Genomic DNA, 24,618 nt, shown 5'->3' with positions numbered 1-24,618 from the left:
GGAATGAGCGCCATGTTCAAGAGATTCAAGCGCGAGCCGCTCCTGCCGATTCTGATCGTGTTGGTCATGCTCTGCTTAGTCGTTTTTATCGTCTATCCGTTACTCCAAATTCTAAAGTCCAGCTTCGTCGGCTCCGCCGGCGAGGTTGGCATGCAAGGATATCAGCGGGTGCTCTCCGGGGGAGGATTGCTGCAATCCCTGGTGAACTCCCTGATCCTGGCCGTATTGACGTCCACGCTGTCCACAGCAATCGCCTATGTATTCGCCTATACGTTCGCCTATGTAAAGGTGCCGTTTAAGAAGCTGTTTAACGGAATTGCTATTTTACCGGTCATATCTCCACCGTTTGTGATCGCGTTATCCGCGATGCTGCTGTTCGGAAAACAGGGATTGATCACCAAAAACTTGCTGGGCCTCGAAAATGCCAACATTTACGGGCTGCATGGCCTGGTGCTGGTACAGACGTTATCGTTCTTTCCGATCGCGTTTCTGACGCTGTCGGGCCTGCTTCGCTCGATCAGCCCTTCTTTGGAGGAAGCGAGTCAAAATATGGGGGCCAGCCGGTTGAAGACGTTCCTTAGCGTCACTTTACCGCTTTCGGTTCCGGGAATCGCCAACGCTTTTTTGCTTGTGTTTGTCCAATCTCTTGCCGATTTTGGCAATCCGATGACGATCGGAGGGAACTACTCCACCGTTGCCAGGGAAATCTATTTGCAGGCGGTCGGGAGCTACAATTTGCAAGCGGGCGCGGCTCTGGCGATGATTTTGCTTACGGTTACGATAATCGTGTACATTTTGCAAAACTTCTGGGTGGGCAAAAAAAGCTATGTCACGGTAACGGGCAAGCCGACAGGACAGCGGAGAATGATTGAGTCCGGGGCTGTGAAACAAGGGTTATTCGCTTTTTGTATGATCATGTCGCTGGCCGTTATCGCTTTTTATGCTCTGGTACCGGTCGGATCGTTCATCAAGCTGTGGGGGATCAACAATAGCCTGACTTTGGACCACTACAAATATGTATTCTCCATCGGGCAAAAGGCGATCAAGGACACGCTGACGCTGGCCATCGTCGCTACCCCGATCGCCGGCCTGTTGGGGATGATCATCGCCTTCCTGATTGTCCGCAAACGTTTCTTCGGCAAAAAGGCGCTGGAGGTTATCAGCATGCTGTCCATTGCCGTACCGGGTACGGTTATCGGGATTGGCTATATTCTTGCCTTCAATAAGGCCCCGTTGGCATTGACGGGAACGGGAATGATTATCGTGGCCGCGTTCGTCGTCCGTTCCATGCCGGTGGGCATTCGTTCCGGGATCGCCGCCTTGCAGCAAATCGACCCGAGCATCGAAGAGGCCGCGACGAATCTGGGAGCCGGGGGAAGCAAAGTGTTCACCAGCGTGGTGCTTCCGCTGATCAAGTCCGCTTTCTTCAGCGGCCTCGTCAACAGCTTTGTCAAAAGCATGACCGCGATGAGCGCCGTCATTTTCCTTATTTCGGCCAAATATAACCTCATTACCGCGTCGATTCTGGCGCAAGTCGAGGCGGGCCGGATCGGCGTGGCCAGCGCCTACTGTACCATTCTGATTCTCATCATGATCGTTGCTCTGGCGCTAATCAACTTGCTGGTGAAATGGATGGGCGGCAAAGAGCGGTCCGTTTAATTGGCGCCCATTCTTGAAGGAGGTATTGTTTATGGCTAAATCTGTCACTCTTAAAAATATATCAAAGGCATTCGTGAACGACAAAGGCGATCGGTCATACGCGGTAACCGGGGTTGATCTGAGCATCGGGGAGGGCGAGTTCGTCACTTTGCTCGGCCCTTCGGGCTGCGGCAAAACGACGACGCTTCGCATGATTGCCGGATTCGAGGAGATTACCGATGGGCATATTTATTTCGGGGATGAGGCGGTCGATGGGATTCCTCCAAATCGGAGAGACTGCACGATGGTGTTCCAATCCTATGCCCTGTTCCCGCATTTGAACGTCTTCGACAATATCGCTTACGGACTCAGGATCAAGAAGCTGGCCAAGCCGGAGATTGGCTCGAAAGTTGAATCCGTATTGGATATAATGAATTTGCAGGATTACCGGGACCGGATGCCGGGCCAGTTGTCGGGCGGGCAGCAGCAGCGGGTAGCCTTGGCCAGAGCGCTCGTGATGGAACCCGGCGTACTGCTGTTCGATGAACCGTTGTCCAACCTGGATGCCAAGCTGCGTTTGGTGATGCGGGACGAGATCCGGCGGATTCAGCAGCAGGTCGGCATTACGGCCGTTTATGTCACGCATGATCAAAGCGAAGCGATGAGCATGAGCGATAAAGTCATCGTTATGAATAAAGGGAAAATCGAGCAGGTTGGTACACCGATGGAGATTTACCAGCGCCCCAAAACGAAGTTTGTGGCGGACTTTATCGGAACCGCCAACTTTATGGAGGGGACGGTGAAAGGAACGGAGGAAGGGCGGCTGCTGGTGGAGACGGACGCAGGTTTGCTGCGGGTTCGCCGGGACGGTTTTGAGGCGGGGGACCGCGTTACCGTCGTAATCCGCCCGGAAGCCGTATCCTTGTCCAATGAATCGGTGCACCGGGGTGTCGTGCGAAAGAGCGTATTCATGGGGCAGACGCAGGAATACGAAGTGCAGTTTGCCGGCCAGTTGTTCCAAATTACCGAGCATAACCCGATCCAGGAGAAGGTTTACGCGGTTGGCGCTAACGTATCGCTGCAGTTTGCCGAAGATGCGCTTCATTTAATTTAACCCAAAACATTACGTTCGGATGACATCAAGCAAGGGGGAGAAGGGGCGGCATGAAACGAATAACTTTAGGTATAGTGCTGCTGTCCCTTATGGTAACACTGCTTCTGACCGCTTGCGGCAGGGAGAGTCAAGGAACGTTGACGGTGTATGCGGGACTGTATGAGGATCACGCCATCAAGGCGATCGAGACGTTCCAGAAGCAGACCGGCATTAAAGTGAATTATGTGCGGATGTCGAGCGGGGAAATCCTGGCGCGAATCCGGGGGGAGCGGAACGCGCCCAAAGCGAGTGTGTGGTATGGCGGACCGGCGGATACGTTTATTCAAGCAAAAACCGAAGGCTTGCTGGAACCGTATCATTCGCAAAATGCCGCGTCGATTCCCCGCGAGTATCGCGATCCGAGCGGATATTGGACGGGAATTTACGTCGGTTCCATCGCGTTTGTGTCCAACAAAACCTGGCTGCAGGAGGTAGGGCTGCAAGCCCCTCAATCGTGGAATGACCTGCTGCAGCCGGAGTACCGGGGGATGATCTCGATGGCGGATCCCCGTTCATCGGGCACGGCCTATACGACGATGGCTACGCTTGTGCAGTTGTTTGGCGAGGATCAGGCGTTTGACTATTTGCGCCGGCTGCATCGGCAAAATGTCATTTACACCACCTCCGGGAGCGTTCCGGGGCGAACGGTAGGCATGGGGGAGTCAGGCACGGCGGTCATGTTTGCTCATGATGCGCTCAAATATTACAAAGAAGGGTTTCAAAATCTCGTCATTAGCTTTCCAACCGAAGGAACCGGCTACGAAATCGGGGCGGTTGGCATCATCAAGGGCGGACCGAATCAGGAGGAGGCCCGGCAGTTCGTCGATTGGGCGCTAACCAAGCAAGCTCAGGAACTCGGCAAGCAGGTCGGCAATTACCAGCAGTTGACGAATCCCGACGCCGTTGCCCCCGAGGAAGCGATCCCCTTGGAGAAACTGAATGCCATTCCATACGACCTTGAATGGGCCGGCAAAAACCGCGAGCGCCTGATCGGCAGATGGACCGCCGAGGTGCTGGGTTCGGGAGCCGATTAGGATATTCTATTAACGCGGCCAATATCATGATATAATTTTTATAATACTGATATGGTAACGTTGGATATATCTTATCTGCGACTGAAAATGGAGGTTGGCATCATTGAAACTGCTGGGGGCTATTGAAGCCGGTGGAACCAAATTTGTATGCGGTATCGGCCATGAGGACGGCACGATTCTGGACCGGGTCAGTTTTCCGACGACGACGCCGGAAGAGACGATGGGCCGGGTGCACGATTATTTCCGGGATAAGGAGATTGAGGCGATAGGCATCGGCTCGTTTGGGCCGATCGATCCGATTCCGGGGAGCCCGACCTATGGCTATATCACGACAACGCCGAAGCCGCACTGGAGCAACTTTGATCTCGTCGGGGCCGTTCAAAAGGCCAAGAACTGCAAGGTAGGCTTTGACACGGACGTAAACGGGGCGGCGCTGGGCGAATTGCGCTGGGGTGCGGCCCAAGGGCTGGACAATTGCCTTTACATCACGGTCGGAACGGGGATCGGGGCCGGCTCCGCTTTAAACGGTGGGCTGATTCACGGCTTGTCCCATCCCGAAATGGGGCATATTCTCGTGCGCCGTCATCCGGACGACAAATATGAAGGCACATGTCCTTATCATGGGGATTGTCTGGAAGGCCTGGCGGCCGGACCTGCGCTTGTGAAACGCTGGGGAGTCGGCAACGGCGCGGATCTTCCTCCCGACCATCCGGCTTGGGAAATGGAGGCCTATTACTTGGCGCAGGCGTTGATGAGCTATATTCTCGTGCTTTCTCCGCAAAAGATCATTATGGGCGGCGGAGTCATGAAGCAGAGCCAACTCTTCCCGCTGATCGCAAGCAAATTGCAGGCTCTGCTGAATGGGTACGTCCAGCACCCGAGCTTGCGTGAGGGAATCGCCGATTATATCGTTCCGCCGGGGCTCGGCGACAATGCCGGACTGGCCGGCGCGCTGGCTTTGGCCGACGCGGCCTTGTCCGTGTAAATCTGAGCGGGGGTCAAAAGGCGCTTTTTCCAAGCCTGATCTACAGAATGGACCGAAAAGCGGGCCCGGTTTTGAATGTAACGGACACCAGAGCGCTTATTTGGCCCAATAACCATGTTTCCAACTTTTAACGGACACCAGAGACCTTATTCAGGTGAAAGCGGAACATTTCAGCTTGTTTTGGATCGAATAAGGTCCTTCTGGTCCGTAAGCTTGGGAAATAGGCTGGGAAATTAAGAATAGCGTCATTTCAGTCCGTTAGGAAAAAGACGATGTTTACTGCTACTTCAACGGCATTGCTTTCCCATGCTGATCGATGATATAGTGTATATATAAATGAAACGAAAAAGTGAAGCACACTTGCTGGCGCCTTAGGGGCGCTGTGGCGGTGTGCTTTTTTTGTTGCAAAATTGTTGGATTATGGTAGAGGAAGGGGAAGGGATTAATCATGAGTGCTTATGAACTAGCGGTAAAAGAAGAGAAAGCAAGATGGCCGAAAGGCAGGGCGTTCACCCCACATGACGAAGCGTTTAAGAAGCTGCTGCAAACCTTTTTTGCGGAGTTTATCGAACTGTTTTTTCCTGAGCTGGACAAGCTGCTCGATCATCGTCATACCCGTTTTTTAATGCAGGAGCTGCTTGTGGATATCGTTGGCGAGGAGAAGCGGACGCTGGATCTGCTGCTGGAGACGAGATACTTGGAGCTGGATGCGTACATATTGATCCACATCGAGCCGCAGTCCTATCGGGAGAACGACTTCCACGAGCGAATGTTCATCTACTTCAGCCGTTTGTTTGAGCGGCATCGGAAGGAGTATAAACTGATTATTCCCATCGCTGTTTTTACAGCGGACGAGGCTAAGGAGGAGAAAAATACGCTGGTGATGAGTACGCCGCAGCAGCCTATTCTTTGGTTTGAATTTATGAAGGTGGAACTGCGGAAGCAACCTTGGCGGCAATTTATCGATTCCGGCAATCCGGTGGCTGCTGCACTGCTGGCGAAAATGGGCTATACTGAGGGAGAAGAGCGAGAAATACGCCTGGCGTATTTACGGATGATTTTACGGCTACAAGGAAAGCTGGATGATGCGCGAATGGCCTTGATCATGTCGGTGGCGGATCAGTATTTCAATGCCGATCCCGAGCAAGACAAGCGGTTGCTGGAAGAGTTGAAAGAACAATACCCGGAGGTAGGTGAGTCTATTATGAAACTGATGCCTGTGTGGAGTCGTTTGGGGTATGAGGAAGGCTTGAAGGAAGGTTTGGAAGAAGGCTTGGAGAAAGGCATTGAACAAGGCATTGAACAAGGCATAGCAGTGGGAATGGAAAAGGGAATCGAAAAGGGCATGGAAAAGGCGGCGCTCAATATGCTTCGCGAGGGAATGGAGATATCGCTGGTGGCTAAAGTTACGGGGCTGTCCGAAGAGCTGGTGGCAAAGCTGAAGAAGCAGTCTTGAATTCAGCCGGGCGGGGCGCATAACCTAGCAGCAGCAAAAAATAGACGCCTGTACACGGGAAATTTTATCCCTGGCAGGCGTCGTTTCTTAAGTGTGACTTATTCGCTTAAGAACTACATCAATGTGGTCCAGTCTGTTTCTGTGTCTTTGTATCGGATGCTGAATTGTTTGGTAGCGAGGTTCGCTTCCAGCTTCGCTTCGGAAAGGCCATTTTTCCAAACGATCCGCAAATTGTTGACGTCCACTTGCTCGGCTTCGACGGTTCCGTCAAACGCCGGGCAGGTATTTCTGAACTTCAGCAGCCGGAACAGCTGTTTCACGACAGGACGTTCCACTTCGCGTTCGATCTCCTCCAGCGTGTAGTAATGGCGGTTGATGTTCCGCCCTTCTTTGGTGCTCTCCAGCAGCTCGATATCATTTTCGCCGGCGAGCAAGCCTACATAGTAGATTTGCGGGATGCCTGGAGCGAAGCATTGAATCGCCCGCGCCAACAAGTAGCTCTGGTCATTGTTGCCGAGCGCCGAATAATAAGTGCAGTTGATTTGGTAAATATCGAGATTGTTGTAGGCTTCCGTGCTGTAAATCTTTTTGACGTTGGCGCCCTGGCTGTACAGGCTCTCCCGGGTCATTTCGCACTCCTCGTCGGACAGCAGATCCTTAACGTCGACGACCCCGATGCCGTCATGGGTGTCCAGCGTGGTAAACTGCTTGCGCGGGCAAATGCCCATCCAATGAACGAGCCGGTGGACCTGGCCGCTGTACAAGGCATGCAGCACCAGCATCGGCAGGGCGAAGTCATACACATAATAGTCCTGTTCGGCGATTTTCAGCTGAATGCTGTAATGCTCGTGAATTTCAGGGAGGACCGTAATCCCGGAAGGGGAAATGATGTCCTCGGAATACCGCAGCATGTCCCAAATATCCGGTTCCACGAAAAAGCAGTTCGTGCCGATTTTTTTGTTGGCGTAAGCAAAGGCGTCAAGCCGGATGATAGAGGCTCCTTTTTGGGCCAAGAACGTCAGATTGTCGCGGATGAACTTTTTCGTGGTGTCTGTCGTCACATCCAGGTCGATCTGCTGCTCGTCGAAGGTGCACCATACCTTTTCCGTGCTCCCGTCTTTAAAGGTCACCTCGACATAAGGGGCGCGCGGCTTGCGCTTGTAGATCAAATCCACGTCCTCCGGGGTAGGTTCTCCGCCGGGCCAGAAATTTTTGTAGCGGATAAACAGATCCTTGTAAGCGGACTCGTCTTTTTTCTCCAAAAAATCTTGAAAATACGGCGATTGCCGGGAGATATGATTAATCATGAAATCATACATCATGTAATATTTTTGGCTCATCTGCTCGACATCGGACCAATCGCCGAAGGCCGGATCGACCTTGGTGTAATCCATGGGGGCAAATCCACGGTCGCCTGAAGAAGGATAGAAAGGCAACAGGTGAACGCCGCCGACGACTCCTTGCAAATGCTTGTCCAGCACCTGATTTAATTCCTTCAAGTTTGTCCCGAGGCTGTCTGCGTACGTAATCAGCATCGCTTCATTTTTAATCTTCATAAGTTCTCCTTCTCTATCGGAAAATAAGCGGTATTTATTTCAACCGGTACACTCTGGCTTCATACGGCTTAAGCCGGAATGACCGGAAATCTTCCTCATCATCGGCCTCGTAATTGGAGATCAGCAGTTCGGCCCGGGTGCGGGTCAAACCTTCCGGCAGCGTGAACAGAGGACGTTCTGCGGAAAAATTGCAGATCACGAGCAATTGGTCTTCTTGCAGAGTCCGCGTGTAGGCGTATATTTGTTCGTGATCGTCCAGCAGCAGCTCGTAGCCGCCGTCCACGATCACCGGATTTTCCTTGCGCAGGCGGATCAGTTTTTGATAGTAATAAAAAATCGAATTTTGATCCCGCATTGCGGCTTCGACATTGATGTAGCGGTAGTTCGGGTTCACGGCCATCCAAGGCTGCCCGGCCGTAAATCCGGCATGCTCCGCGTCCGTCCACTGCATCGGCGTGCGGGCGTTGTCGCGGCTGCGTTCGTGAATCGCCTTCATCATTTCCCCATGGGTAAGTAGTCCGGCCGCCAGATAATCTCTGTACGTATTTAAAGTTTCGATGTCGCGGTAGTCGTTCACGGATTCGAACTGGACATTGGTCATTCCGATCTCTTCGCCTTGATAAATGTAAGGCGTCCCTTTGAGCATATGCAGGCAGGTGGCCAGCATTTTGCCGGATATTTCGCGGTATTCCTCGCTGTCGCAGCCGAAGCGGGAAATCGCCCGCGGCTGGTCATGGTTGCTCCAGTACAAGCTGTTCCAGCCCTGTTTTTCCAGCCCTTTTTGCCAACGGGTGAAAATCGTCTTTAAATCCGTCAGCTTCCACGGCTGCGGGGACCATTTTCCGAATTTGCCGTTGCCGACATCAACGTGCTCGAAATGGAACACCATGTTGAGCTCCTGGCGCTCCTTGGCGGTGTACAGCTTCGCTTCCTCGACGCCCACGTTTGGCATTTCGCCGACCGTGATCGTATCGTATTTAGCGAGCACTTCCTGGTTCATGTCGTGGAGAAATTCATGAATGCGGGGGCCGTTCGTGAAGTGGGGCCCGCCGTCGCCGTAAGCCGTATCGCCAACAACGCCGTCGCCAAAACTTTGGTCTTTCGATATGAAATTAACGACATCCATCCGGAATCCGTCCACGCCTTTGTCCAGCCAGAAGGTCATCAGATCGTACACCTCCCGGCGCAATTGCGGATTTTCCCAATTCAGGTCGGGCTGCTTCCTGCTGAACAAATGCAAATAATATTCGCCAGTGGCGGGATCGTGTTCCCAGGCGCTCCCACCGAAGAAGGAGCCCCAGTTGTTAGGAGGACCGCCGTTTTTCCCCGGTCTCCACACGTAATAATCGCGGTAAGGGCTGCTCTTCGAGCTGCGCGACTCGATAAACCAGGGATGTTCGTCCGAGGTATGGTTCACGACGAGATCCATCATGATTTTTATATTTCTGGCATGGGCTTCAATCAGCATTTCGTCGAAATCGCGCATCGTTCCGAATTCATCCATAATGGCGCGGTAATCGCTGATGTCGTACCCGTTGTCATCGTTGGGGGAACGGTAAACCGGCGACAGCCAAATGACGTCGGCGCCCAGGTTTTGTAAATGATCCAGGCTTTGCGTAATTCCCTTGATGTCGCCGATCCCATCCCCGTTACTGTCTTTGAAGCTGCGCGGATAAATTTGATAGACAACGCTTTGTTTCCACCACTCCTGATTCATGGGCTCTCCTGCTCCTTGTTTCGTTTTGTCTCTATAGTCCGGTTACGATTTGACGGCTCCTTCCACGACGCCCTGGATGATCTGCCGCTGCATCGCTACGTAGAAAATCACGATCGGAATCATCGAAAGAACCAGCGCCGCCATGGCTACTCCGTAATTGGACGTATATTTACCGAAAAAATAAAAGGTGGACAGCGGTAACGTCCGATCTTCCGGCGATATGAGAACCAGCGAAGGAAGAAGAAAGTCGTTCCAAATCCAAAGTACGTTGAGTATGGCGATCGTGGTCGTGATCGGTTTCAAAATCGGGAAAATCACGCTGCTGAACAGCTTGATTCGTCCGGCCCCGTCAATCAGCGCCGCTTCGTCCATATCGACCGGGACGCCCTTAATGAAACCATGGTACATAAAGGTCGACAAGCTGATGCCGAACCCGAGGTAAAAATAAATGAGCCACCATTTGCTGCTGAGCATGTCCAAAGATCCGAACACCGAGACGAACGGAATCATGATCGCCTGGAACGGGATAATCATCGAAGAGATCAGCATCAGCAGGATGATATGATTGATTTTCCATTTCCATCTCACCAGGAAAAAAGCGAGGCTGGAAGAGAAAATCAAGATCAACGCGACGGCGAAGACCGTGATGATCAAAGAATTGACAAAGGCGCTGCCGAATCCCATGGTCTTATAAGCTTCGGTGTAGTTGGCAAAGCTCCAGTCCGCCGGCGGCGCAAGCGGATTGCGCACGATATCGATCCGCGATTTCAACGAGTTCACGATGATCATGAGCAGCGGGAAAATGAACGCAACCAGCAGCAATACGTTCAACACGAGCGCGGATGCTTTTTTCATTCGGGATGACCCTGTCATCATGCTTCCACCTCCACCTTTTTCATCACGCTGACCTGAACGATGGCGATGATCGCCACCACGGCAAACAGGATAAACGCTTTGGCTTGCCCCGGGCCGAAACGCTGGTACACAAAGGCTTCATTGTACACGTGCATAGCGATCAATTCCGTCGAGCGGAAAGGATCGCCTTTCGTCAGCGACAGGTTCGTATCGTACACCATGAAGCTTCTTTGCAGCGTCAAAAACAAGCTGATCGTAAAGGCGGGAACCATGAGCGGAATTTTAACGCTGAACAGCTGGCGGATATAAGAAGCTCCGTCCAGACTGGCCGCTTCGGTCAGCGATGCCGAAATCCCGTTTAAGCCTGCTACATAGATGAGCATCATGTATCCGGCATTTTGCCAAATACTCACGATAATGAGGGCCCATAGCGCTTTATCGGGATCGCCCAGCCAGGACGAGGACAGAAATCCCCAGTCCAGCTCGCGGCCGGCATATGTAAATACTCTGGCAAAAATAAACTGCCATACGAACCCCAGAATAATGCCCCCAATGAGATTGGGCGTAAAATAACCGGCACGGAAAAAATTTTGCCCTTTAAAACCGCTGGTGACGAGCAGGGCGAGCCCGAACGCGACGACGTTGGTCAGCACAAGCGTGATGACTACGTATTTCAGCGTCGTCCCCATCGATGTCCAGAACGTTGAATCGGTCAGGGCGGCTTGATAGTTGGAAAATCCTAAAAAATGAAAGGTGTCGGAGGTGCCGTTCCAGTCCGTGAGCGTCGTGAATATTCCCATGCAAAAGGGGACAACGATGACTGTCGCAAAAGCGAATAAAGGAATAAAGCCAAAGGTCATAAAAACTTTCAGTTTGTCGATCCATGTTTTTTCGTTGTACATAAGGAACCTCCCATCTGGCGCCTGAAATGAAGCCGGGAGTAAGCGGCCATGCTTATTCCCGGCAGTTTATATTAGTGATGCGGCACTTCTCTTATTTCTTGCCGGCAGAAGCCCAGTAAGCTTGAAACTCCTTGGTTAACCCGGCTCTGTCGGTTTCTCCGCCCAGGTATTTTTGCAGACTGGCCGCCATAGCAGGGAAGGCATCGGGCGGATAATAGGAGTTCATCCATGCCAGTGTGTTCTCGGATTCCGTGTAGGAAAGCACCGATGTGGAGACCGGATCCGCAGGCTTGGTCGTGAAATTGTCGTAAGCCGGCAAAAATCCGAACTGATTCACGTAGTAGTCCTGTCCTTTTTCGCTGGACACCATCCAGTTCAGGAAATCCTTCGAAGCCTGCTGTTCTTCAGGCGTGGATTGGCTGGCATCGACGACCCAATATTCCGGTACGCCCACGGAAATGCGGCTGTTTCCGAAATCGCTGGCGTTGTTGCTGACCGGAACCGGCAGGAATCCATACTCTCCTTCAGGGTCGATTTCCTTGATTTGAGTATATGCCCAGTTGCCCATGAACCACATGCCGGCTTGTCCGTCCGCGAGCACGATCGGAGCGTCGTCATAGGTTGCGGTGAGCGGCGCGTCCTTCGCATAGTTGTACTGTTTGATCAGATCCAGCGTGTCCAGCCAGCCGTTGAAAACCTGGTCTTGGGCCAAGTCCACTTTGCCGCTTTTCAGATCTTCGAGATATTGTAAACGTCCCGCGTGATCTTGGGCTTCGTTTGCGGCGAACACGTTTGTGAAGTGCGCGCCCAAGGACCAGTCCACCGGAGTGATTTCAACAGCGCTTACGCCGCTGGCTTCGATCTTGCCGAATAAAGCTTTCAAGTCGTCCTGGGTGCGGATTGTGGAAGGATCAAAGCTGCCGCCTACGGCTGCATCCAGCACTTTCTTGTTGTACAGGAACCCGAAGGCTTCGATCGACATCGGCATACCGTATACCTTGTTGTCGACGGTGACATAATCAAGAGTACCGGCATTGGCATGCTGCACCCATTCCTGATCGGAAAGATCGGCAAGCTTGTCCTTCATTTGGTCAAATTCGCTCAAAAAGTGCATAATGTTCGGCGCGTTATTGGAAGCGTAAAGGGTGGTGATCCGCTGGTAGCCGTTCTGTCCGGCCATCGGAATCAGAGAAACTTTGACCTTGTCCTGCGAACTGTTATATTCCTGGACCATTTCCTCAAATTGTTTTGAAATTTCCTGTTTGCCGACAAGCACCGAAATTTCCGTTTTCGCTCCGCTGCCGCCCGCATTCCCGGCTCCGGCGTTGTCGGTGCCCGCCTTGCCGCCGCATGCCGCAAGCGCCAGGGACAATAGGCCGACAAGCAGGAATGATGAAAGCGTTCTCTTCATGACTATTAGACCTCCTAGGTTTTGAATACAACTCATTTTATAACTGAGCAAAAAATATGTCAAACGTTTTCCTATGAAAAAAACCCGAAAAATAAGGATATAGTAGCTGATAATTTACACTGATTTATGGTATCGTTAATCATATGAAAACAGTTGTATGCCAGGATATGGCGGACTATTATGGAAATATACAATTCCGAACTACGGGTTCTCTTCCGATAGATGAAGTGAGGGGATGCATGAAATGGCGAGTATCAAAGATGTGGCCAAAGTTGCCGGGGTATCCGTGACAACCGTTTCCAGAGTGATGAACAACCGGGGATATATCAGCAAAGAGACCCGCCGCAAGGTGGAAAAGGCGATGGAGATGATCGATTATCATCCCAACGAGATCGCCAGGGCGCTCCAGAAAAATCAGTCTTATTTTATCGGGATTATCGTTCCCGACTCCAATCATCCGTTTTTCTCCGATTTGATCAAATACGTTGAAGTAAGCGCGAATGAAAAAAACTACAAGCTGCTCGTTTGCAATTCCCTTGAGGATCCGGCAAAAGAAGCCAACTACATTAGCATGCTGCGCCAGAATCGGGTGGACGGGATTATTATGTGCAGTCATACGATGGATATCGAAAGCTACAAGAAGGTTCCCTTTCCGATCGTTTCCTTCGACCGCCTCGTATCGGCGAACATCCCTTGCGTCGGTTCCGACAATTACAGAGGCGGGGAGCTGGCGACGGAGCATCTGATCGGGCGGGGATGCAAACGGCTGCTGCATATCTCGGGGCCGCTCGGGCTTGATATGCTCTCCAACCGGCGAAGGGACGCCTTTGTAATTACCTGCATGAAGCACGGAGTTTCCTACGATATCATCGAAGGCGCGCATAACAAGCTCACCTTCGATTATTTCTGGTCATTTATCACCGAAAAGTTGCCGCCGGACAAGCTTTCCGAATACGACGGCGTATTTTGCAGTAATGACATCGTGGCTTACGCTTTGTACATTTACGCACAGCAGAATGGGATCCGGGTGCCGCAGGACTTTAAAATCGTCGGCTACGATTATCACAGCTTCACGCGGATGCTGCAAAATCCGAAGCTGACCACCATCATGCAGCCAAGCGACCGGATCGGGGCCATGCTGACCAACACGTTGATCCGGATGATCGAAAATACGGAAGGGGAATTGATCAACAATACGACGGTGGACATCACCCTGATTCAAGGGGAAACGACCTGATTTCCATCAGATACGGCTATTATATAGAAGAGTCATGAGCCGAGGGTTCGCGCCAAACGGCGCGAGCCGCCGGCTAAAAGACGGATTTTGTCGCCGGGCGCCTTGGGCGCTTTTTTATAATAGAAGACCGAGCCCATTTTGGGGGCTTTAGCGAAAATGGCCTGCACTTTTGCATTTCGCTACCAAGTTATCTCCGCTTTCCATCGCAAGTACGTCGATACCACGTTTTTCTTTTACTCTTTTTTGCCAGTTGATCCCATGCCAGCCCTTCATGGCATTCGAAAAAAGACAGTGATATAATAAACAAGATTTGTGGCGTATTGGAGTTTAGAAAACTTGATGCAAGTGGAAACTTAGCAATAGAACCGGAGGGACTAACTATGGCGAAATTGGTGGTATGCGATCACCCTTTAATCCAACACAAACTGACATTTATCCGTGATATGCGAACGAACACGAAGGATTTCCGCGAACTGGTAGATGAAGTGGCCACGTTAATGGCCTATGAAATTACGCGGGATATTCCGCTAGAATCTATCAAGGTGCAAACCCCGGTGGCCGAGGCCGAATCGCGGGTCATTTCCGGCCGGATGCTCGGGCTCATTCCGATTCTCCGCGCGGGGCTGGGGATGCTGGACGGTGTCTTAAAACTGCTGCCCGCGGCGAAAGTGGGACATGTCGGATTGTTCCGCGATCCGCAGACGCTGCAGCCGGTGGAATATTACATAAAGCTGCCAACGGATGTGCAGGAACGCGAGCTGATCGTCATCGATCCGATGCTGGCGACAGGCGGCTCGGCGATTGCGGCGATCGACGCCCTGAAAAAACGCGGCTGCACGCAAATCAAAATGATGAACCTGATCGCCGCGCCGGAAGGAGTTAAGGCGGTGCACGACGCCCATCCGGACGTCGATATCTACGTCGCCGCGCTGGACGAACGCCTGGACGATCACGGCTATATCATCCCTGGCCTGGGCGACGCCGGCGACCGCTTATACGGCACAAAGTGATCAAAAGACGACTTTTTGAACTATCTCATTATAAATATTGTTCAAAAAGTTGGCTTTTCAGCACCAAGAAGGTTGGATGAAGCCAGGGACTGAGTAGCGGAGCGTAGGATGATCCTACGTGAGCAACGGAAGGCCCGGCTGAATTCAAGATTCGATGCCGAATATGCTGCTATGTACCAACTTCGTGATCAAAAGACGACTTTTTGAACTACCTCTTTAAGGAAGGAAATGAGAGATGTCTAAGATTAAAGTAATGACCGTCTTCGGCGTTAGGCCGGAAGCGATTAAAATGGCGCCGCTGATTCTGGAATTGCAAAAGCATAGCGACCGGATCGAGTCCGTCGTTTGCGTGACGGCTCAACACCGCGAAATGCTGGATCAGGTGCTGGACGTATTTAAAGTCGTTCCGGACTACGATCTGGATGTCATGAAGCCGAACCAAAGCCTGAATGAAATCACGATTCGCGTGCTGCAAGGACTGGAAGGAGTGCTGCGCGAGGCGAAGCCGGATATCGTGCTTGTCCACGGCGACACACTTACGACCTTCCTGGCCAGCTATGCGGCATTTCTGCAGCAGATCAAAGTCGGACATGTCGAAGCGGGCCTCCGTACCTGGAACAAGCTGTCCCCTTATCCGGAAGAAATGAACCGCCAGCTGACAGGGGTACTTGCCGATCTGCATTTTGCTCCGACGGATTGGTCGGCTGGAAATTTGCGGAAGGAAAATAAGCCGGCGTCAGCTATATATGTCACAGGCAACACGGTCACGGATGTGTTTCAATATACAGTACAACCTGATTATAAGAACGATGTGCTCGACTGGGCCGCGGGCAAACGATTGATTCTGATGACGGCTCACCGCCGCGAATCGCAGGGCGAACCGCATCTGAATATTTTCCGCGCCGTGCGGAGAATCGCCGATGAGTTTGCGGATGTGGCCATCGTGTATCCGGTGCATCCGAGCCCGGCGGTTAGAGAGCCGGCTTACGAAACCTTGGGCGGGCATCCCCGTATTAAACTTATCGATCCTTTGGATGTGGTGGATCTGCACAATTTTTATCCGCACACCCATCTTATACTTACGGATTCGGGCGGTTTGCAGGAAGAAGCGCCATCCTTTGGCGTTCCTGTTCTCGTGCTGAGAGACACGACGGAACGTCCGGAAGGGATCGAGGCGGGCACGCTGGAATTGGTCGGCACAAACGAGGAGATGGTTTATGAACGGACAAAGGCGCTGCTTAGCGATCAGGAAGCTTACGCCGCCATGAGCCATGCTGCTAATCCATATGGTGACGGAAAGGCATCTGGAAGAATTGTCAATGCGATTTATCACCATTTTGGAATTTTGGATGAGCGTCCGGAGGATTTTCACAGAAAGTTCACAAAATGATGAAAATTTGTTTTGATCGCAAGCATAAAAAAGTATACAGTATTACTGTACGCTGTACGCGTTTACTCCAGGATTTCAAGGACGAATTTAGCATTTCATGACTTTAAATCACTAAAAAACCTCAATTGACAATAACTGTTCACAATTAGTAAAATAAATTGGGATTATTAGGGTGAATTGAAATGGAAGATCCGACTAAACCTGGAGCCGGTAACAGCGTGTGGAAGGTTGCCGCTTTGGTAACGGCCTTAGGGACGAATTTTGCCATATGCACAATCGGCGGTTTCTACTTCGGTTCCTGGTTGGATAAGCTTTGGCTGACGAATGGTGTCGGTATCGGTCTGGGCGTTCTAGCCGGAATTGCGGTCGGAATCGTCAGCATCGTCGCGCTGATCAGATCAGTCGTGAGGGGGAAATAATGGATGAGCTGTCGAAATTAAGCCGCGCTTTGACAGCAGGGACGTTAGGTTTCTTGGCCCTTTGCTTTTTGGGAGGCGCTTTATTGCCGGGTTTGCAAAGCATTATGCTCGGTATGGCCCTGGGAGCGGCGGTAAGCTGGATCAATGCGTATTACCTGGGCCGCAAGGTGCGGCGTTTAGCCGATGCGGCTGCGGCCGGTGAACCCAAGCGGATCAACATGGGTTTTCTTACCCGGACGGCTACGGCGGTTTTGGCGGTGTTTGCCGCCATGAAATATCCGCAGTATCTCAACGTGTACGCGGTTGCCGGAAGCCTGGTTTTTGCGCAATTTTACCTTCTTATTATAGGCATCAAATATTCTCGCAAACCTTGAGTTGTATTCAACCTGAGAATGGGGGTGAGAAAGCATGCATGAAGCTCCGATTATCTTATTGGGCGGGCTGCGCATCGACCTGTCGATTGTTTTGATGTTGGTGGTGACCTGCACGATTGTGTTCGTTATCGCTCGTCTGGCGACGCGGAATCTATCCGTGGAGAACCCCGGGAAACTGCAAAATTTCATGGAATGGGCGGTAGAATTCGTTCAGAACCTGATTTCGAGCACGATGGATATGAAAAAAGGGAAACCTTTTCTCTCCTTGGCTTTGACGATGATTATGTTTATTTTTGTCGCTAATATGCTTGGACTTCCGCTTGGGGTGGTCACGGAGTATCACGATCCGGCAAAAGCTACCATTTTCGGACAAGAAATTACTTCCGTTACGACCGCGCTTGAGGAAGCGCACGTCAAGCACCCGGATGAAGAAGCTCATGCCGAGGTGGCCTGGTGGAAGTCGCCGACCGCCGATGTCAGCGTGACCATGGGACTCGCGTTGCTGGTATTCCTGTTATCCCATGGACTTGGATTGGCAAAGAACACGAAAAATTACTTAAAGCATTACATTCAACCATATCCGTTTTTCCTGCCGATTAACTTGATCGAGCAGCTGTCGAAGCTGCTGACGCACGGCGTCCGTCTTTATGCGAACATTTTCGCGGGCGAAGTGTTGATCTCCACGATCATGACTTTGGCAAAAGCAAGCGTTATCGGGGCGATCGCGTCGGTGCCGCTGCTCATGGCATGGCAAGGATTCAGTATTTTCGTCGGGGCGATTCAGGCCTTTGTATTCGTGATTCTGATGATGGTGTATATTTCGCAAAACCTGGAAAGTCACGAAGAAGAGCATTGATGTTGTGAGAATTTATCAGCAAAGTCTTAAATCAGTTTCAAGTTACGGATTGGAGTAGGCCTTCATCCTGACTGAACTATACAAATTGAATTTATTTTTAAGGAGGATATACAAATGGGAGCAATGGCATTATTGGCAGCAGCTATCGTAGCAGGTTTGGGCGCGTTTGGCGCAGCGCTGGGTAACGGGATGGTTATCAGCAAAACGGTCGAAGGGATCGCTCGTCAACCTGAAGCGAAATCCACTCTGCAAACGACGATGTTTATCGGCGTTGGTTTGATCGAGGTACTTCCGATCATCGGCGTGGTCTTGGCCTTTATGTTCTACGGCTTGGCCGGCTAATTGAAAAGGGAAAGAAGAACTGGCGGGGAAGGCCACAGCCGTCCACGCCTTCTTTTTAGCCCAGGCAGGACGATACGCTATATGCGGATAGGCTTCGGAAAGGAGTGACTTGAGATTGGAATTCGTATGGGAAAATACCGTCATCGCACTGATCGCGATCGGAATTCTATACTTCTTGTTAAATAAATATGCTTTCGGCCCGCTGTTTTCCGTAATGGAGAAACGCCGCGAGCTCGTGCAGCAGCAGCTGAGCGAAGCCGCGCAAACCCGCGAGCAAGCAAGCGCTTTTGTGGAGGAGCAGAAGGCGGCTCTGCAGCAAGCGCGTAAAGAGGCGTACGACATCATCGAGCAGTCCAAGCAAACGAGCGGCAAGCAGGCGGCTCAAATGCTGGAGCAGGCCAAGGAGGAAGCGTCTCGTTTGAAGGAAGAAGCGGTTCGCGATATTCAAAACGAGAAAAACCGCGCCGTGGAACAACTTCGCAACGAAGTGGGAACTGTCTCCGTGAAGATCGCTTCCAAGCTGATCGAAAAAGAAGTCAGCGAAAACCAAGTTCAGGGCGAACTGGTTGACAAGTATCTTAAAGAGGTCGGTGGCCGCTCATGAGCCGCGAGACCGTAGCTGCTAAACGGTATGCCAAGGCGTTGTACGAAATTGCGGCGGGGGAAAACCGGACGCTGGAAGTGGAAGATGAACTGAAAGCGCTGGTTGGCGCCTTCCGCTCCGGAGCAGAAGTCTCGCATTTTATTTCTTCGCCGAACATCACCGAAAGCCAAAAATGGGAAGTGATTTCCCAGGCGATCGAGGGCAAGTTGTCTAAGCCCGTCGTTTCGCTGGCGAAGCTGCTGGTGGAGCGCGGAAGAGTCGGGATTTTGCCCGAGCTGTTGGACGCTTACATTAAAATCTCTAGCGATGCCCTTGGAATTGCCAATGCGCTGGTGTTCACCACATACCCGCTAAGCGAAGAAGAGAAAGGGCAGGTTGCCGCCGAATTCGGCGCGCTTGTGGGCAAGAAAATTCGCGTCCGGAACGAGATCGACAACTCGCTGCTCGGCGGCATGAAGGTCAGAATCGGCGATACGTTGTACGATGGAAGCTTGGCCGGTAAGTTGGAACGGCTTGAAAAGTCTTTTCGAAGACAAGCACTGTAGATAGGGGTGAAACACTTGAGTATCAGACCTGAAGAGATCAGCACGCTGATTAAAAGTCAGATCGAACAATATAAATCGGAAATCGAAGTGGCCGAGGTCGGCACCGTTATTCAAGTTGGTGACGGTATCGCCCGTGTCCACGGACTTGAAAACGCCATGGCAAACGAACTGCTTGAGTTTGAAAACGGCGTTTTTGGTCTTGCGCTTAACCTGGAAGAAAGCAATGTCGGTGTCGTTATTCTTGGACCATACAGCGAAATCCGCGAAGGCGCTCAAGTAAAACGCACTGGGCAAATCATGCAGGTTCCGGTAGGGGAAGCTATGCTGGGCCGCGTCGTGAACCCGCTCGGTCAGCCGGTTGACGGCAAAGGGCCGATCGAGACGACGGAATTCCGTCCGGTGGAAAACAACGCGCCGGGCGTTATTGACCGGAAATCGGTGCATGAGCCGATGCAAACCGGTATCAAGGCGATCGACTCGATGGTTCCGATCGGCCGCGGCCAACGCGAGCTTATCATCGGCGACCGTCAAACCGGTAAAACGGCGATCGCGATCGACACGATCATTAACCAAAAAGGCAACGGCGTGAAATGTATTTACGTCGCTATCGGGCAAAAGCAATCCACCGTCGTTAACGTCGTGGAAACGCTGCGCCGCCACGGCGCGTTGGATTACACGATCGTAGTAACGGCTTCCGCTTCGGAACCGTCGCCGCTGTTGTACATCGCTCCATATGCCGGCGTTGCGATGGCGGAGTACTTTATGTACAAAGGCGAGCATGTTTTGATTATTTATGACGACTTGTCGAAGCAAGCCGCGGCTTACCGCGAATTGTCCTTGCTGCTTCGCCGTCCGCCGGGCCGCGAGGCGTTCCCTGGCGACGTATTCTATCTGCACTCCCGTTTGCTGGAACGCGCCGCGAAGCTGAGCGACGAGCTTGGCGGCGGGTCGATTACGGCGCTGCCGTTCATCGAAACGCAGGCGTCCGACGTATCGGCCTACATTCCGACGAACGTTATTTCGATCACGGACGGCCAGATCTTCCTGGAGTCCGACCTGTTCTATTCCGGTCAACGTCCGGCCGTCAACGTCGGTATTTCCGTTTCCCGGGTAGGCGGTTCGGCGCAAATCAAAGCGATGAAGAAGGTTGCGGGCAGCCTGCGCCTTGATCTCGCCCAATATCGCGAGCTTCAGGCGTTCTCCCAGTTCGGCTCCGACCTGGACAAATCGACGCAAGCCCGGCTTACGCGCGGTTCGCGGATGATGGAAATCCTTAAGCAGGGCGTAAACCAACCGCTTGCCGTCGAATTGCAGGTTATCAGCTTGTATACGGCGGTTAAAGGTTATCTGGACGATATCCCGCTGGGCGATGTACGCCGTTTTGAAGCCGAATTCCTGTCTTTCGTTCAAAACCAGCATGACGACGTGCTGCAGTCGATCCGCGATACAAAGGATTTGACCGCAGACAACGAAGAAAAGCTGAAACAAGTGATCGAGCAGTTTAAACGCGGATTCGCGACGAATGCATAAATGAGTTGAAGCATAAACCGGCTTTGGCTTTATGGCGCAAACGCCGGTTTGTGGCTGTGTAAAACAACTTTGGCTCCGCCAAAGTTTTAGCACTTGCTTACGAAGTAACTTTGGCTCCGCCAAAGTTTTAAGGTGGTGAAATCATGGCAAAAGGGATGCGCGAAATCAAGCGCCAGATCAAAAGCGTTCAGAACACCCGGCAGATCACGAAAGCGATGGAAATGGTAGCTTCGGCCAAGCTGCGCAAAGCGCAGGAAAAAGCGCAGGCTTCCCGCCCTTATGCGGAAAAGCTGAAGGAGGTCGTTTCCAGCATTGCCGCCGGAACTCAAGGGGTTAGTCATCCGATGCTCGAATCGCGTCCGGTGAAGAAAACGGCGTATATCGTCATTACTTCGGACGGCAGTTTGGTCGGCGGCTACAATGCGAATATTTTGCGGAAAGTAACGGATCTGATCAAGAGCAAACACGCCTCTTCGGCGGAATATGGCATCTTCGTTATCGGACGAAAAGGCAGAGACTATTTAAAACGCCGCAATTATACGGTTGTTGAAGAAGTAACCGAACTGTCCGATACGCCGAAATTCGCGGACATCAAATCGTTGGCGTACGCCGCGGTTCAAGGTTTTGAGACGGAACAGTTCGATGAAATTTACGTTTGTTATAGCCGGTTCGTCAATGCGATTACGCAGGTGCCGACGGTCGAACGTTTGCTTCCGTTCGAGTCCGTGCACGCGGAAGGCCCAACCAGCAGCTATGAGTATGAGCCTTCACCTGAGGGAGTGCTCGAAGTGCTGCTTCCGAAGTATGCCGAAACATTGATTTTTGGAGCGCTTCTTGAAGGCAAGGCGAGCGAGCTTGGTGCCAAAATGACGGCGATGGGCAGCGCGACGAAAAACGCGACAAAAATGATCAATGAGCTTACCCTGACATATAACCGCGCTCGTCAAGCCGCGATTACCCAAGAAATTACGGAGATTGTCGCAGGGGCGAACGCGCAGAGCTGATAGTTCCGAAAGCATTATTAGGAGGGAAACGAAGATGAACAAAGGACGCGTTGTCAGCGTAATGGGTCCGGTTGTTGACATCGAATTTCAGCGCGGTCAACTGCCGGAAATCTTCAACGCAATAAAAATTGAGAAACAGGATGGCCAGTCCGCCCTGGTTCTGGAAGCTTCCAATCATCTCGGCGACAACCTGGTGCGTTGTATCGCCATGGCCTCGACGGACGGTCTTGTGCGCGGCACGGAAGCGATCGATTTAGGGGGGCCGATTTCGGTTCCGGTCGGGGAAGTGACTTTAAGCCGCGTATTTAACGTCCTTGGCGAAACGATCGACAATAAAGGCGAAGCCGTAACGGAATTAAGATATCCGATCCACCGCGAGCCGCCGAAGTTCGAAGAGCTCTCGACGCAAGCGGAAATGCTGGAAACCGGGATTAAGGTCATCGACCTGCTGGCTCCTTATGCGAAAGGCGGTAAGATCGGCTTGTTCGGCGGCGCCGGCGTAGGGAAAACCGTTACGATCCAAGAGCTGATTAACAATATCGCACAAGAACACGGCGGTATTTCCGTGTTTGCCGGTGTAGGGGAACGGACGCGCGAAGGGAACGACCTTTACATGGAGATGACCGAATCCGGCGTTATTTCCAAAACGGCCATGGTATTCGGGCAAATGAACGAACCGCCGGGTGCTCGCTTGCGCGTAGCGTTGACCGGCCTTACAATGGCCGAGTATTTCCGTGACCAGGAAGGCCGCGACGTTCTGCTGTTTATCGACAACATTTTCCGGTTTACGCAAGCCGGTTCGGAAGTATCGGCCCTGCTCGGCCGGATGCCTTCCGCGGTAGGTTATCAGCCTACGCTGGCTACGGAAATGGGTCAGCTGCAAGAACGGATCACCTCCACGAAAAAAGGTTCCGTTACTTCGATTCAAGCCATTTACGTGCCTGCGGACGACTACACCGACCCGGCGCCGGCTACGACGTTCGCCCACTTGGATGCGACGACGAACCTCGAGCGGAAAATTTCCGAAAAAGGGATTTTCCCTGCGGTTGACCCGCTGGCTTCCAGCTCACGGATTCTGAGTCCAGAAGTCGTGGGACAAGAACATTATGAGGTTGCCCAAGGGGTAAAACAAATTTTGGCTCGTTATAAAGAGCTTCAGGATATTATCGCCATCCTCGGTATGGATGAACTTTCCGATGACGATAAGACGCTGGTGGCACGCGCCCGGAAAGTCGAACGCTTCCTGTCGCAGCCGTTCCACGTAGCAGAGCAGTTTACCGGCTTCAAGGGCAAATATGTGCCTGTTGCTGAAACGGTCCGCAGCTTCAAGGAAATTCTTGACGGCAAACATGACGATCTTCCGGAAGCCGCGTTCCTCTTCGTTGGTACGATTGAAGAAGCTGTCGAAAAAGCAAAGACGCTGTAAAACCGCACCGTTAAAGCGGATGCTTCAGAAATGAACTATCCCGCGAACAGGAGGGATAACAAGTGAGCACCTTTTTATTAGAAATCGTCACGCCGGAGCATGTGGTGTACTCGGAAGAGGTGGACAGTCTGACTGTCCGGGGCATAGAAGGGGAGCTTGGCATTATGCGCGGCCACATCCCCCTCGTCACGCCGCTCCAGGTGGCACCGATTGTGGCTAAAAAAGGCAAGGGAACCATTTTGATCGCCGTGCATGGCGGATTCATTGAAGTGCAAAGCGACAAAGTGATCGTACTCGCCGAAAGCGCCGAGCTGCCGGAGGAGATCGACGTGGAACGCGCAATCGCCGCCCGGGAACGGGCCGAACGCAGATTGGCTTCGCGAAGCAATCAGGACCGTATCGATCATCGCCGGGCCGAGCTTGCGCTGCAGCGGGCGGTTACGCGGATCAACGTATCCTCTAAAGCTAAGAAATAGGCCCCCAAAAACCAGGCATCCTCTTAGGTGCCTGGTTTTTGACGAATTAGGGCGTTTTGCTTATTTGATTCCGTTTAAAATTGGGGCTTTCGCAGGAAAATTTACCGTTCATGGAGAACATACTAAAGATGCGGTTTTAAGCAAAAGAAATCGCTTTTAAAATTGATGTTTTTGTAACCCTTTGCAGACAAAGAAAAGCTGGATTATTCCTGCGCGGGCAAGTATGATATATAAGGCTCTATATTTTTGACCAAAATTATAAAGCGGGGACATGAGCCATAGGGTTACTTTGCAAAGAGGCATTAACCGATTAGGTGCTTGCAGCATAAATATAAAACGTAATGGAGTGAATGTAAGCATGAGTCCGGTCGAGACCGTGCCAACCTCGGTTGGGGTGAATGGCCTGGCGGCGATCCTTATCTCGTTAGCCTGTATCGCCGTCTCCTGGTGGGCGCTGCAGAACCTGAAGCTGGACCTTGTAATCCGGCATCCGAAAAGCCCGCAAGGAAAGCTGCTGCAGCTGCTGCTCGCCATTGTGCTTGGGCGCTTTGTCGCCGACTTTGTAATGGAATATTGGGGTTACACCCAAATGTTGAAGTATATGTTTTGAAAGATCCGTGGTAAGAAAATGTCGAATAACATCATTTCAATGTGTCAACAATGGTGAATAAGGACTACGACTCGAAAGCAAGCCCGAG

Annotated in this window: 24 protein-coding genes; 19 read left to right on the top strand and 5 right to left on the bottom strand. The window is 51.9% G+C overall.

Features of this window, described 5'->3' with window-relative positions; translation table 11 throughout:
* The first annotated feature begins 3 nt into the window (after positions 1-3).
* The 5 genes from EHV15_RS04870 to EHV15_RS04850 all read left to right on the top strand — a co-directional run bounded on the left by EHV15_RS04870 (position 4) and on the right by EHV15_RS04850 (position 6,266).
* The gene (locus EHV15_RS04870) at positions 4-1,659 is read left to right on the top strand and encodes an ABC transporter permease (RefSeq protein WP_128630243.1); all 1,656 of its coding nucleotides are present in this window, start codon (positions 4-6) and stop codon (positions 1,657-1,659) included.
* 31 nt (positions 1,660-1,690) lie between these two features.
* The gene (locus EHV15_RS04865) at positions 1,691-2,752 is read left to right on the top strand and encodes an ABC transporter ATP-binding protein (protein ID WP_128630242.1); all 1,062 of its coding nucleotides are present in this window, start codon (positions 1,691-1,693) and stop codon (positions 2,750-2,752) included.
* 50 nt (positions 2,753-2,802) lie between these two features.
* Positions 2,803-3,825 (top strand): ABC transporter substrate-binding protein, encoded by a 1,023-nt coding sequence (locus EHV15_RS04860; RefSeq protein WP_128630241.1) that lies wholly within the window; start codon positions 2,803-2,805, stop codon positions 3,823-3,825.
* 103 nt (positions 3,826-3,928) lie between these two features.
* Positions 3,929-4,810 (top strand): ROK family protein, encoded by an 882-nt coding sequence (locus EHV15_RS04855; RefSeq protein ID WP_128630240.1) that lies wholly within the window; start codon positions 3,929-3,931, stop codon positions 4,808-4,810.
* A gap of 448 nt (positions 4,811-5,258) precedes the next feature.
* Complete coding sequence (locus tag EHV15_RS04850; RefSeq protein ID WP_128630239.1) at positions 5,259-6,266, top strand: Rpn family recombination-promoting nuclease/putative transposase; 1,008 nt, start codon at positions 5,259-5,261, stop codon at positions 6,264-6,266.
* A gap of 113 nt (positions 6,267-6,379) precedes the next feature.
* Here the strand turns inward: EHV15_RS04850 and gtfA are convergent, their stop codons facing one another.
* From gtfA to EHV15_RS04825, 5 genes are all read right to left on the bottom strand, one after another.
* Positions 6,380-7,822, bottom strand: coding sequence for a sucrose phosphorylase (gtfA, locus tag EHV15_RS04845; RefSeq protein ID WP_128630238.1), 1,443 nt, complete (start codon positions 7,820-7,822; stop codon positions 6,380-6,382).
* Between the two features lie 34 nt (positions 7,823-7,856).
* The gene (locus EHV15_RS04840) at positions 7,857-9,539 is read right to left on the bottom strand and encodes a glycoside hydrolase family 13 protein (protein ID WP_128630237.1); all 1,683 of its coding nucleotides are present in this window, start codon (positions 9,537-9,539) and stop codon (positions 7,857-7,859) included.
* A gap of 42 nt (positions 9,540-9,581) precedes the next feature.
* Positions 9,582-10,412 carry a carbohydrate ABC transporter permease gene (locus tag EHV15_RS04835; RefSeq protein ID WP_128635183.1) on the bottom strand — a complete coding sequence of 277 codons (831 nt, stop codon included), beginning with the start codon at positions 10,410-10,412 and terminating at the stop codon, positions 9,582-9,584.
* On the bottom strand, positions 10,412-11,296 hold the full coding sequence (locus tag EHV15_RS04830) for a carbohydrate ABC transporter permease (protein WP_128630236.1): 885 nt from the start codon (positions 11,294-11,296) through the stop codon (positions 10,412-10,414). The genes EHV15_RS04835 and EHV15_RS04830 overlap by 1 nt, the downstream gene beginning before the upstream one ends.
* Positions 11,297-11,387: 91 nt before the next feature.
* Positions 11,388-12,707: an ABC transporter substrate-binding protein gene (locus EHV15_RS04825; RefSeq protein ID WP_128630235.1), complete on the bottom strand. Its 1,320-nt coding sequence runs from the start codon at positions 12,705-12,707 to the stop codon at positions 11,388-11,390.
* 244 nt (positions 12,708-12,951) lie between these two features.
* Between EHV15_RS04825 and EHV15_RS04820 the strand changes: the two genes are divergently transcribed.
* The 14 genes from EHV15_RS04820 to EHV15_RS04755 all read left to right on the top strand — a co-directional run bounded on the left by EHV15_RS04820 (position 12,952) and on the right by EHV15_RS04755 (position 24,530).
* Positions 12,952-13,944: a LacI family DNA-binding transcriptional regulator gene (locus tag EHV15_RS04820; protein ID WP_128630234.1), complete on the top strand. Its 993-nt coding sequence runs from the start codon at positions 12,952-12,954 to the stop codon at positions 13,942-13,944.
* Between the two features lie 380 nt (positions 13,945-14,324).
* The gene (gene upp, locus EHV15_RS04815; protein ID WP_036619220.1) at positions 14,325-14,954 is read left to right on the top strand and encodes a uracil phosphoribosyltransferase; all 630 of its coding nucleotides are present in this window, start codon (positions 14,325-14,327) and stop codon (positions 14,952-14,954) included.
* Between the two features lie 235 nt (positions 14,955-15,189).
* Entirely contained in the window at positions 15,190-16,344 is a 1,155-nt protein-coding gene (gene wecB, locus EHV15_RS04810; protein WP_128630233.1) for a non-hydrolyzing UDP-N-acetylglucosamine 2-epimerase, read from the top strand.
* A 182-nt stretch (positions 16,345-16,526) separates the two neighbouring features.
* Positions 16,527-16,763, top strand: coding sequence for an AtpZ/AtpI family protein (locus EHV15_RS04805; protein WP_128630232.1), 237 nt, complete (start codon positions 16,527-16,529; stop codon positions 16,761-16,763).
* Entirely contained in the window at positions 16,763-17,137 is a 375-nt protein-coding gene (locus EHV15_RS04800) for an ATP synthase subunit I (protein ID WP_128630231.1), read from the top strand. Before EHV15_RS04805 ends, EHV15_RS04800 begins: the two co-directional genes overlap by 1 nt.
* Before the next feature lie 34 nt (positions 17,138-17,171).
* Positions 17,172-17,993, top strand: coding sequence for a F0F1 ATP synthase subunit A (atpB, locus tag EHV15_RS04795; RefSeq protein ID WP_128630230.1), 822 nt, complete (start codon positions 17,172-17,174; stop codon positions 17,991-17,993).
* Positions 17,994-18,107: 114 nt separating this feature from the next.
* A complete protein-coding gene (gene atpE / locus EHV15_RS04790; protein WP_036619226.1) occupies positions 18,108-18,335 on the top strand; it encodes a F0F1 ATP synthase subunit C in 228 nt (75 codons plus the stop codon).
* A gap of 115 nt (positions 18,336-18,450) precedes the next feature.
* A complete protein-coding gene (atpF, locus tag EHV15_RS04785) occupies positions 18,451-18,939 on the top strand; it encodes a F0F1 ATP synthase subunit B (RefSeq protein ID WP_128630229.1) in 489 nt (162 codons plus the stop codon).
* The gene (locus tag EHV15_RS04780; protein ID WP_128630228.1) at positions 18,936-19,484 is read left to right on the top strand and encodes a F0F1 ATP synthase subunit delta; all 549 of its coding nucleotides are present in this window, start codon (positions 18,936-18,938) and stop codon (positions 19,482-19,484) included. Before atpF ends, EHV15_RS04780 begins: the two co-directional genes overlap by 4 nt.
* 15 nt (positions 19,485-19,499) lie before the next feature.
* On the top strand, positions 19,500-21,014 hold the full coding sequence (gene atpA / locus EHV15_RS04775) for a F0F1 ATP synthase subunit alpha (RefSeq protein WP_128630227.1): 1,515 nt from the start codon (positions 19,500-19,502) through the stop codon (positions 21,012-21,014).
* A 143-nt stretch (positions 21,015-21,157) separates the two neighbouring features.
* Positions 21,158-22,018, top strand: a complete 861-nt coding sequence (atpG, locus tag EHV15_RS04770; protein ID WP_128630226.1) for an ATP synthase F1 subunit gamma — start codon at positions 21,158-21,160, stop codon at positions 22,016-22,018.
* A gap of 34 nt (positions 22,019-22,052) precedes the next feature.
* Entirely contained in the window at positions 22,053-23,444 is a 1,392-nt protein-coding gene (atpD, locus tag EHV15_RS04765) for a F0F1 ATP synthase subunit beta (RefSeq protein ID WP_128630225.1), read from the top strand.
* A gap of 62 nt (positions 23,445-23,506) precedes the next feature.
* Positions 23,507-23,920 (top strand): F0F1 ATP synthase subunit epsilon, encoded by a 414-nt coding sequence (locus EHV15_RS04760; RefSeq protein ID WP_128630224.1) that lies wholly within the window; start codon positions 23,507-23,509, stop codon positions 23,918-23,920.
* A 358-nt stretch (positions 23,921-24,278) separates the two neighbouring features.
* Positions 24,279-24,530, top strand: a complete 252-nt coding sequence (locus EHV15_RS04755) for a DUF1146 family protein (RefSeq protein WP_128630223.1) — start codon at positions 24,279-24,281, stop codon at positions 24,528-24,530.
* The last annotated feature ends 88 nt before the right edge of the window (positions 24,531-24,618 follow it).

The organism is Paenibacillus oralis, assembly GCF_003863965.1.
Classification (GTDB): Bacteria; Bacillota; Bacilli; order Paenibacillales; family Paenibacillaceae; genus Fontibacillus; species Fontibacillus oralis.
The sequence above is the reverse complement of the archived record's forward strand: the minus strand, read 5'-3'. Positions and strand labels throughout refer to the sequence as shown.

Excerpts from the sequence above, each read along its gene's own strand:
- EHV15_RS04870 (WP_128630243.1), top strand. The coding sequence starts at position 4 with ATGAGCGCCATGTTCAAGAGATTCAAGCGCGAGCCGCTCCTGCCGATT.
- EHV15_RS04865 (WP_128630242.1), top strand. The coding sequence starts at position 1,691 with ATGGCTAAATCTGTCACTCTTAAAAATATATCAAAGGCATTCGTGAAC.
- EHV15_RS04860 (WP_128630241.1), top strand. The coding sequence starts at position 2,803 with ATGAAACGAATAACTTTAGGTATAGTGCTGCTGTCCCTTATGGTAACA.
- EHV15_RS04850 (WP_128630239.1), top strand. The coding sequence starts at position 5,259 with ATGAGTGCTTATGAACTAGCGGTAAAAGAAGAGAAAGCAAGATGGCCG.
- gtfA (WP_128630238.1), bottom strand. The coding sequence starts at position 7,822 with ATGAAGATTAAAAATGAAGCGATGCTGATTACGTACGCAGACAGCCTC.
- EHV15_RS04840 (WP_128630237.1), bottom strand. The coding sequence starts at position 9,539 with ATGAATCAGGAGTGGTGGAAACAAAGCGTTGTCTATCAAATTTATCCG.
- EHV15_RS04835 (WP_128635183.1), bottom strand. The coding sequence starts at position 10,412 with ATGACAGGGTCATCCCGAATGAAAAAAGCATCCGCGCTCGTGTTGAAC.
- EHV15_RS04830 (WP_128630236.1), bottom strand. The coding sequence starts at position 11,296 with ATGTACAACGAAAAAACATGGATCGACAAACTGAAAGTTTTTATGACC.
- EHV15_RS04825 (WP_128630235.1), bottom strand. The coding sequence starts at position 12,707 with ATGAAGAGAACGCTTTCATCATTCCTGCTTGTCGGCCTATTGTCCCTG.
- EHV15_RS04820 (WP_128630234.1), top strand. The coding sequence starts at position 12,952 with ATGGCGAGTATCAAAGATGTGGCCAAAGTTGCCGGGGTATCCGTGACA.
- upp (WP_036619220.1), top strand. The coding sequence starts at position 14,325 with ATGGCGAAATTGGTGGTATGCGATCACCCTTTAATCCAACACAAACTG.
- wecB (WP_128630233.1), top strand. The coding sequence starts at position 15,190 with ATGTCTAAGATTAAAGTAATGACCGTCTTCGGCGTTAGGCCGGAAGCG.
- EHV15_RS04805 (WP_128630232.1), top strand. The coding sequence starts at position 16,527 with ATGGAAGATCCGACTAAACCTGGAGCCGGTAACAGCGTGTGGAAGGTT.
- EHV15_RS04800 (WP_128630231.1), top strand. The coding sequence starts at position 16,763 with ATGGATGAGCTGTCGAAATTAAGCCGCGCTTTGACAGCAGGGACGTTA.
- atpB (WP_128630230.1), top strand. The coding sequence starts at position 17,172 with ATGCATGAAGCTCCGATTATCTTATTGGGCGGGCTGCGCATCGACCTG.
- atpE (WP_036619226.1), top strand. The coding sequence starts at position 18,108 with ATGGGAGCAATGGCATTATTGGCAGCAGCTATCGTAGCAGGTTTGGGC.
- EHV15_RS04780 (WP_128630228.1), top strand. The coding sequence starts at position 18,936 with ATGAGCCGCGAGACCGTAGCTGCTAAACGGTATGCCAAGGCGTTGTAC.
- atpG (WP_128630226.1), top strand. The coding sequence starts at position 21,158 with ATGGCAAAAGGGATGCGCGAAATCAAGCGCCAGATCAAAAGCGTTCAG.
- atpD (WP_128630225.1), top strand. The coding sequence starts at position 22,053 with ATGAACAAAGGACGCGTTGTCAGCGTAATGGGTCCGGTTGTTGACATC.
- EHV15_RS04755 (WP_128630223.1), top strand. The coding sequence starts at position 24,279 with ATGAGTCCGGTCGAGACCGTGCCAACCTCGGTTGGGGTGAATGGCCTG.